At 73.3% G+C, this 7,910-nt stretch carries 7 protein-coding genes; 1 reads left to right on the top strand and 6 read right to left on the bottom strand.

Features of this window, described 5'->3' with window-relative positions; translation table 11 throughout:
• Positions 1-200: 200 nt before the first annotated feature.
• Complete coding sequence (locus tag ADY01_RS29380) at positions 201-1,145, bottom strand: alpha/beta fold hydrolase (protein ID WP_078900717.1); 945 nt, start codon at positions 1,143-1,145, stop codon at positions 201-203.
• Between the two features lie 78 nt (positions 1,146-1,223).
• Here ADY01_RS29380 and ADY01_RS29375 point away from each other — a divergent pair, with 78 nt between their 5' ends.
• Positions 1,224-1,829: a helix-turn-helix domain-containing protein gene (locus ADY01_RS29375; RefSeq protein WP_049579542.1), complete on the top strand. Its 606-nt coding sequence runs from the start codon at positions 1,224-1,226 to the stop codon at positions 1,827-1,829.
• Between the two features lie 130 nt (positions 1,830-1,959).
• Here the strand turns inward: ADY01_RS29375 and ADY01_RS29370 are convergent, their stop codons facing one another.
• The 5 genes from ADY01_RS29370 to ADY01_RS29350 all read right to left on the bottom strand — a co-directional run bounded on the left by ADY01_RS29370 (position 1,960) and on the right by ADY01_RS29350 (position 7,876).
• Positions 1,960-3,153 (bottom strand): NAD-dependent formate dehydrogenase, encoded by a 1,194-nt coding sequence (locus ADY01_RS29370; RefSeq protein WP_049579540.1) that lies wholly within the window; start codon positions 3,151-3,153, stop codon positions 1,960-1,962.
• Between the two features lie 103 nt (positions 3,154-3,256).
• The gene (locus ADY01_RS29365) at positions 3,257-4,186 is read right to left on the bottom strand and encodes a LysR family transcriptional regulator (protein ID WP_049579538.1); all 930 of its coding nucleotides are present in this window, start codon (positions 4,184-4,186) and stop codon (positions 3,257-3,259) included.
• On the bottom strand, positions 4,186-5,976 hold the full coding sequence (gcl, locus tag ADY01_RS29360) for a glyoxylate carboligase (RefSeq protein WP_049579537.1): 1,791 nt from the start codon (positions 5,974-5,976) through the stop codon (positions 4,186-4,188). The genes ADY01_RS29365 and gcl overlap by 1 nt, the downstream gene beginning before the upstream one ends.
• A gap of 88 nt (positions 5,977-6,064) precedes the next feature.
• A complete protein-coding gene (locus tag ADY01_RS29355; RefSeq protein WP_049579535.1) occupies positions 6,065-6,961 on the bottom strand; it encodes a 2-hydroxy-3-oxopropionate reductase in 897 nt (298 codons plus the stop codon).
• An 81-nt stretch (positions 6,962-7,042) separates the two neighbouring features.
• Positions 7,043-7,876 (bottom strand): hydroxypyruvate isomerase family protein, encoded by an 834-nt coding sequence (locus tag ADY01_RS29350; RefSeq protein ID WP_049579544.1) that lies wholly within the window; start codon positions 7,874-7,876, stop codon positions 7,043-7,045.
• Between the last annotated feature and the right edge of the window lie 34 nt (positions 7,877-7,910).

Here is a 7,910-nt window from a genome sequence, read left to right as displayed (position 1 = left end):
GGCCAGGGGGAGGGAGAGGGTGAGGGTGACGGCGAGCAGCAGGGGCGTGGTCCAGCGTGGTCTTCGCATGTCGGCTCCAGGGAGAGGGGGTTCCTGGGAAGGGAGGCCCGAGCGGAGTGCGAACCCTGGCCGGGAACCGCCGCGTCCGGTTCGGAGGTTCCGGTTCGGAAGTGACGAAGTCCGGCCCGGTACAGTCGAGTTCAGAACTCTGCCGTGCCATCCGGGACCGTATCCGCTCGTTCGGCGCCACGCCAGGCAGCATCCGCAACTTCGGTGCGGGTGGCCGGGATGACGGCCGCCCGGTCATCCGGCGGGCGCGAGCCCAGGAACGCGGCGGTGGTCGCCACGAACGGGCCGGGGTGGTCGAGCCAGGGGTAGTGGCCCGCTCCCGGCTGCACCACGAGCGTGGCGTCGGGGAACAGCGCCGCGAACGCGGCCGTCGGCCGAGGGGGGCTGTTCATGTCGAACTCCCCGGTGAGCAGCAGGACCGGAGCCTCGAAGCCGGCGAGCGCCGCACGCGTGGCCCGGGGGTCGAAGGCGCCCTCGGCGGCGAAGAGGGCGGCGGCCTCCGCGTTGCCCGGCCGCCCGGCCGCGTGGTGCTCCTGCGCCGCGGCGTCCCAGCGGCCGTAGAGGAACGGGGCGATGGCCTCCCAGTCGGCGCCCGTGCCCGCGGCGATCGCGTCCAGGGCGGCGAACGCCGCCGGGAACCACGGCTCGTCGCTCCGGAGCCTCGCGAGCTCGCGCCGCGTCTCCGCGGTGACCGCGATGCCGATGGCCCGGGTGCTGGGACCGATCAGGGCGAGCCTGCTCACGTTCCGCGGGTACCGGGCCGCGTACTGCGTCGCGACGTTCGCCCCGGCGGAGTGGCCGAGCAGGTCCACCCGGGGCAGCCGGAGGTGCTCACGCAGCGCCTCGACGTCGCCGACCAGGCGATCGCAGCGGTAGGAGGACCTGTCGTCGGGGATCGCGGACCGGCCGGTGCCGCGCGGGTCCGGCACGATCAGCCGGCGGTGGGCGGACAGGCCCCCGAGGTCACCGAGGTACCGGGAGTCCGCGGGGCCTCCCGGGACGCAGAGCAGCGGGTCGCCGTCCCCGGTCACGCGGTAGGCCAGCCGGGTTCCGTCGGGCGCGCAGAAGGTGGGCATGCGAGGGATCCTGCCAGCCATAACCAGGTTATACAACCCGGTTATGACGGCGCGCGCGCTCGGGTGTATAAACGAGCTGTGGCAGGCGAAGAGGACGCGCACCGCGGCCCCGAGACGCTGACCGAGGAGCAGGCCGCGCGGATGCTCGCCGGCATGAACGAGGTCATCCGCGCGGGCGAGGAGATGCGCAGGCTGCGCGCCGAGATGATCGCGCTGTTCGCCGGCTTCGGCTGGACCCAGGACAGGATCGCCCGGCTCACCGACATGAGTCAGCCCGCCGTCTCCAAGCAGGTGACGAAGTACCGGAACGGCGACCCACCGCCGCCGACGCGGCTCTCCCTCGACCAGCGCGACGTGCCCTGGCTCGAAGGGCGCCTGTGGGGCCTCGCGGAGGAGATCTCCGAGACCTTCCACGAGACCGCCCGCTGCACCCGTTGCGTCGACGCCCTCGCCCGGGGGAGGAAGCGCTTCACGCCCCGGAACGTCGACGAGCTGCGGCGGCTCGTCGAAGAGGATCTGGCGCTGCACCGGGCGGAGATGCCCCGCGGCTACCGGGACGCGTACGACGAGATCAGCCGCGGCCTCGACCTCCCCGCGAAGACCGCCCCCACCGCCGGGTCGGCCTCCGTGCGGCGCGCCCTCGCCCACCGGATCCAGCGCGACCGGTTCGGGGACGGCGCCTGAGACGGCCCCCTCGGCCCCCTCCGCCCCGGGAAACGGTGGCGGCGCGGGCCCGGGGATGTCCTCGGGTCCCGCGCCGCGCGGACGGGGTGTCGCCGTTCCGGGGCGTCCCGCCTCAGGTGCCCCGGGTGCCTCAGGTGCCCTTGGTGGAGGAGGCGGTGGAGGCGGTGGACGAGGTCGAGTAGGAGTGCGCCCCGGCGCCCGCGAGGCCGCCCTGGTCGACGATCAGGTACTCGTCGCGGATCGGGGTGCCGTCGAGCCAGGACTCCAGGATCTCCCGCGTCCCCGCGGCGTAACGCGCCTGGGCCGAGAGCGAGGAGCCGGAGATGTGCGGGGTCATGCCGTGGTGCGGCATGGTGCGCCAGGGGTGGTCGGACGGGGCGGGCTGCGGGAACCAGACGTCGCCCGCGTAGCCCGCCAGCCGGCCGTCGCGCAGCGCGCGGCCCACGGCGTCGCGGTCGCAGATCTTGGCGCGGGCGGTGTTGATCAGGTACGCGCCCCGCTTCATCCGCGCGATGAGCTCGTCGTCGAAGAGCCCCTCGGTCTCCGGGTGCAGCGGCGCGTTGATGGTGACCACGTCGCAGTGCGGGACCATGTCGGCGGCGCTCTCGTGGAAGGTGAGCTGGAGCTCGTCCTCCACGTGCTCGGGCAGGCGGTGGCGGTCGGTGTAGTGCAGCTTCACGTCGAACGGGGCGAGCCGGCGCAGCACCGCGATCCCGATGCGGCCCGCGGCCACCGTGCCGACGTGCATGGCCTCCAGGTCGTAGGAGCGCGCCACGCAGTCGGCGATGTTCCAGCCGCCGTCCAGGACCGTCTGGTGGGAGGGCAGGTAGTTCCGCACCAGGGAGAGCGTCATCATGACGACGTGCTCGGCGACGCTGATGCTGTTGCAGTAGGTGACCTCGGCCACCGTGACGCCGTGTTCGATGGCGGCGTCGAGGTCGACGTGGTCGGAGCCGATCCCGGCCGTGATGGCCAGCTTCAGCTTCTCCGCCTTCGCGATCCGCTCGGGCGTGAGGTAGGCGGGCCAGAAGGGCTGGGAGATGACCACGTCGGCGTCACCGAGCTCGCGGTCGAACTCCGAGCCGTCGCCGTCCTTGTCCGAGGTGACCACCAGGGTGTGGCCGCGGCTCTCCAGGAACCGCCGCAGGCCGAGCTCGCCCGAGACGCTGCCCAGCAGGTGGCCCGGGGTGAAGTCGACGGCCCGGGGGGTCGGCGTGGTCTGGCCGTTGGGGTACTGGTCGATGGGGGGCAGGCTGTCACGGGCGTAGGAGGTCGGATACCCGTCGGCCGGGTCGTCGTACAGTACGCACAGCACCTTTGCCATGGTCTCGGCCCTTCTTCCGTCTGTGGCGGTTGCCCTCTACGGTCCTCAGCGCGGGGGTCCGCGGTCAAAGCGTTCCTCTCTATGGGCGGATAGAAGAGGGCTATCAACCGGCGCGGCCGGCGAGGTGGCCGTCGAGCAGCGAGTTGAGCGTGTCGTGCACGCGGATCTGGCGGGCCACGTCGAGCAGGGCCCGGCCCAGGACCGACTCCGGGCTGCGGTCGGCGATGACCAGGCCGACGCGGGGGCCGTGCGCCGGGCACTCCAGGGGAACGACGCGCATCCCCTCGGGCACGCCGAACATGTGCAGCCAGGCGTGCGAGATCACGCTCGACCACCGGCCGCCCGACAGGTGCGCGTACAGCCCGGCGACGCTGTCGGTCTCGACGGAGGGCGTCGCGGTGACGCCCTCGGCGGCGAAGTACTCGTCCACGATGCGGCGGTTGCGCATCTGGGGCGACAGCAGGCACAGCGGCAGCGAGGCGACCTGCGCCCAGCTCGCCGGGGACCGCGTCTCCCCGCCGTCCGGGGTCAGCAGCAGGTAGCGCTCCCGGTAGAGCACATATCGGCGCACGTGCCGCAGCTCCTCGTCGTCCAGGTAGGTCAGGGCGACATCGAGCTCGAACTCGGCGAGCCGGTGGCCGATCTCGCGGGAGGACAGCGACTCCAGCGAGACCCGGGCCAGCGGGTGCCGCTCGCAGAACGGCGTGGTCAGGAGCGAGGCGGCGCTCAGCGCGGTGGGGATGGTCCCCAGCCGCAGGGTGCCGCTGAGGCCGCCGCGCATCTCGGACAGTTCCTGCCACAGCGCGTCGCGCTCGGCCAGGATGCGGTGCGCCCACAGCAGGACCCGTTCGCCCTCGGGGGTCAGGCCCTCGAACCGGTGGCCGCGCAGCACGATCGGAACGTCGAGCTCCCGTTCGAGCTTGCGGATGGCGGCGGACAGCGACGGCTGCGAGACGAAGCAGGCCGCCGCCGCGCGGGCGAAGTGCCGCTCCCTGGCCAGGGCGACCAGGTATTCCAGCTGTCGCAGCAGCATCAGCCGAGGTCGGCGAGGGCCGGGGCCGGGTCGGGGGCCCCGTCGCCCTGGCCGGGGGCGGGCGGCTCCTCGAACTCGGTGACCCGGTCGATCTCGGTCCCCATCGCGACATTGGTGATCCGTTCGAGGATGACCTCGACCACCACCGGCACCCTGAACTCCGCCATCAGCTTCTTCGCCTCCTCCAGCGCGGGCCCGATCAGCTCGGGGTCCGAGACGCGCATCGCCTTGCAGCCGAGGCCCTCGGCGACCCTGACGTGGTCCACCCCGTAGCCGCCGAGCTCGGGGGCGTTGATGTTGTCGAAGGACAGCTGCACGCAGTAGTCCATGTCGAAGGTGCGCTGTGCCTGGCGGATCAGGCCGAGGTAGGCGTTGTTGACGACGACGTGGAGATAGGGGATGCGGAACTGCGCGCCCACGGCCAGCTCCTCGATCATGAACTGGAAGTCGTAGTCGCCCGACAGGGCCACGACGGTGGCGTCCGGCTCGGCCGCGGCCACGCCGAGCGCGGCGGGCACGGTCCAGCCGAGTGGCCCCGCCTGCCCGGCGTTGATCCAGTGCCGTGGCCGGTGGACGCGGAGCATCTGCGCGGCCTGGATCTGGGAGAGGCCGATGGTGGAGACATAGCGGGTGTCCCGGCCGAACGCCCTGTTCATCTCCTGGTAGACCCGCTGCGGCTTGATCGGCACCTCCTCGAAGTGGGTCCTGCGCAGCAGGGTGGCCTTGCGCCGGGCGCAGGCCGCCGCCCACCCCGACCGGTCGGGAAGCGTGCCGGCCGCCGCGCGCTCCCGGGCCGAGGCGACGAACAGCGCGAGCGCCGCGCCCGCGTCGGAGACGATGCCGTAGTCGGGGGCGAACACCCGGCCGATCTGCGTGGGTTCGATGTCGACGTGGACGAACGTGCGACCGCGGGTGTAGGTGTCGAGGCCGCCGGTGTGCCGGTTGGCCCAGCGGTTCCCGATGCCGAGGACGAAGTCGGCGTCCAGCATGCTGGCGTTGCCGTAGCGGTGGGAGGTCTGGAGGCCGACCATCCCGGCCATCAGCGGGTGGTCGTCCGGGACCGTGCCCCAGCCCATCAGGGTGGGCACCACCGGGACGCCCGTCAGCTCGGCGAACTCCACGAGCGCGTCGGCCGCGTCGGCGTTGACCACGCCGCCCCCGGCGACGATCAGCGGGCGGTGGGAGCGCGCCAGCAGGTCGAGCGCCCGGTCGATCTGGGCGCGGGTGGCGGCGGGCCGGTAGACCGGAAGCGGCTCGTAGGTCTCCGGGTCGAACTCGATCTCGGCCGACTGCACATCGACGGGGAGGTCGATCAGCACGGGTCCCGGGCGGCCGGAGCGCATCAGGTGGAACGCCTGCTGGAAGGCGCCGGGGACCTGAGCCGGCTCCAGCACGGTCATCGCCATCTTGGTCAGCGGCGCGGCGATGGAGGAGATGTCGACCGCCTGGAAGTCCTCCTTGTGGAGCCGGGCCACGGGCGCCTGGCCGGTGATGCAGAGGATGGGAACGGAGTCGGCGGCTGCCGCGTAGAGGCCGGTGATCATGTCGGTGCCCGCCGGGCCGCTGGTGCCGAGGCAGACGCCGATGTTCCCCGCCCTGGCCCGGGTCCAGCCGTCGGCCATGTGGGAGGCGCCCTCGACGTGGCGGGCCAGGATGTGGCTGAGGCCGCCGTCGGCACGCATCGCCGCGTAGAACGGGTTGATGGCCGCACCGGGCAGGCCGAAGACGTGGGTGGTGCCCTCACGCTTCAGGATCTCCACCGCTGCTCGGGCCGCTGTCATGCGCGCCATGCGCTCTCCTGTCTGAGGGTGGTGTGGGTGTGGGTGTGGGTGGTGTGGGTGGTGTGGGTTATGGGTGCTGGTGCGGGGGTCGGGCCGGTCAGTGACCGGCCAGGCGCTCGACTCCGCGCAGCAGCGCGGAGTGGTCGAGGCCGCCGTCGCCGTTGGCCCGCGCCGACTGGACGAGCTGGGCGACCAGCGAGCCGACGGGCAGCGGGGCGCCGAGGGCGCGGGCGGCCTCGGTGACGATGCCCATGTCCTTGTGGTGCAGGTCGACGCGGAATCCGGGGGTGAAGTCGTGGCTCTCCATGGCCGCGCGCTTGCGGGCCAGGACGGTGGATCCGGCCAGGCCGCCGCCGAGCACGTCCAGCGCGGACGCGAGGTCGACCCCGGCCTGCCGCAGGAAGACCACGGCCTCGGCGAGCGCCTGGAGGTGGACGGCGACGATCAGCTGGTTGGCCGCCTTGACGGTCTGTCCGGCGCCGGTCGGACCGACGTGGACCACGGTCGTGCCGAGGGTGTCGAACAGCGGCCTGGCCTCGGCGAAGTCGGCCGCGCCGCCGCCGACCATGATGGACAGCACGGCCTCGACGGCGCCCGCCTCGCCGCCGGAGACGGGGGCGTCCAGCGTGCGGACGCCCACGCCCGCCGCGGCGGCGGCGACCTGGAGCGAGGTGCCGGGGGTGATGCTGCTCATGTCGATCACGAGGGTGCCCGGCCTCGCGTGCGCCAGGACGCCGCCCTCGCCGAGCAGCACCGCCTTGACCTGCGGGTCGGCGGGCACCATGGTGATGGCGACCTCGGCGTCCGCCACCGCCTCGGCGATGCCGGAGGCGCCCCGGCCGCCCTGGGAGACGAGGCGGTCCACCGGGCCCCGGGAGAGGTCGAAGCCGGTCACCTGGTGGCCTGCCTTGACGAGATGGCCTGCCATGGGCGCGCCCATGATGCCGAGGCCGATGAAGGCGATCCGGCGGGGCCCTGCGGGTGTGGCGCTCATCGTGCGGCGTCCTTTCGTCGTCGTGGGATCGGTGGTGCGGAAGCGGGAGCGGTGGTGCGGGGGCGCGAGAACGGCGCGGGGTCAGCCGCCCGCGCGGTGGGCGCGCGGGAGCCAGTCGAACGTGGCGTGGCCGGGGGCGGTGGGGCGGTACTCCAGGCCGACCGGACCCGCGTAGCCGGAGGCGGCCAGGCGGGCGAAGAGGTCCTCGAAGTCAAGGGTCCCCGTTCCCGGTTCGTGCCGTCCCGGGACATCGGCGATCTGGACGTGGCCGATCCGGTCCGCGTAGGTGCCGATCACGCGCGGCAGGTCCTCGCCCATCCGCGCCAGGTGGTAGAGGTCGCACAGGAAGCGGGCGTTGCCGAGACCGGTGAGCTCGTCGACCCGGTCGGCGACATCGACCGCGGCCTTGGCCGAGACCAGCGGATAGCGGGGGGATTCGGCGGAGTTGAGCGCCTCGATCAGCAGAACGGCGCCGACGCGGTGGGCGGCGCGCGCCGCGAACGCCAGGTTCTCCAGGGCCAGCTCGTCCTGCTCCGCCGGGTCGAGCCCCGGCACCCGGTTGCCGTAGAGGGCGTTGAGGGCGGTGCAGCCGAGGGAGGCGGCGAGGTCGGCGGCGACCTCGACGCTCCGGCGGAAGCGGACCCGCTGCGCCGGGTCGGAGGCGGTGCCGCGTTCGCCCCGCCCGAGGTCGTCCAGCAGGTTGAGGCCGCTCAGCCGGACGCCGGCGTCGGTGAACGACCGCCGCAGCGCCTCGACGGCGGCGGGCGCGGGGGCGTGCTCGTCGCCGAAGGGCCACCACAGCTCGGCGGCCGTGAAGCCGGCCGCCGCGGCGGCGGCGGGACGTTCGGCGGGTGGCAGTTCGCCGAACACGATCGACAGGTTGACGGTCCACCGCAGTCGGGCGGCAGCGGTCACGGGGATCACCTCGTCACGGGGGTCGGTTCGGGCG

It is taken from the genome of Streptomyces sp. SBT349 (assembly GCF_001083795.1).
GTDB lineage: Bacteria > Actinomycetota > Actinomycetes > Streptomycetales > Streptomycetaceae > Streptomyces.
Note: the sequence above shows the minus strand (reverse complement) of the source record. Positions and strands in the feature narration are given on the sequence as shown.

What these genes read in the sequence shown, in the direction of transcription:
- ADY01_RS29370 (WP_049579540.1), bottom strand. Translation starts at nt 3,153, where the DNA reads ATGGCAAAGGTGCTGTGCGTACTGTACGACGACCCGGCCGACGGGTAT.
- ADY01_RS29380 (WP_078900717.1), bottom strand. Translation starts at nt 1,145, where the DNA reads ATGCCCACCTTCTGCGCGCCCGACGGAACCCGGCTGGCCTACCGCGTG.
- ADY01_RS29365 (WP_049579538.1), bottom strand. Translation starts at nt 4,186, where the DNA reads ATGCTGCTGCGACAGCTGGAATACCTGGTCGCCCTGGCCAGGGAGCGG.
- ADY01_RS29355 (WP_049579535.1), bottom strand. Translation starts at nt 6,961, where the DNA reads ATGAGCGCCACACCCGCAGGGCCCCGCCGGATCGCCTTCATCGGCCTC.
- gcl (WP_049579537.1), bottom strand. Translation starts at nt 5,976, where the DNA reads ATGGCGCGCATGACAGCGGCCCGAGCAGCGGTGGAGATCCTGAAGCGT.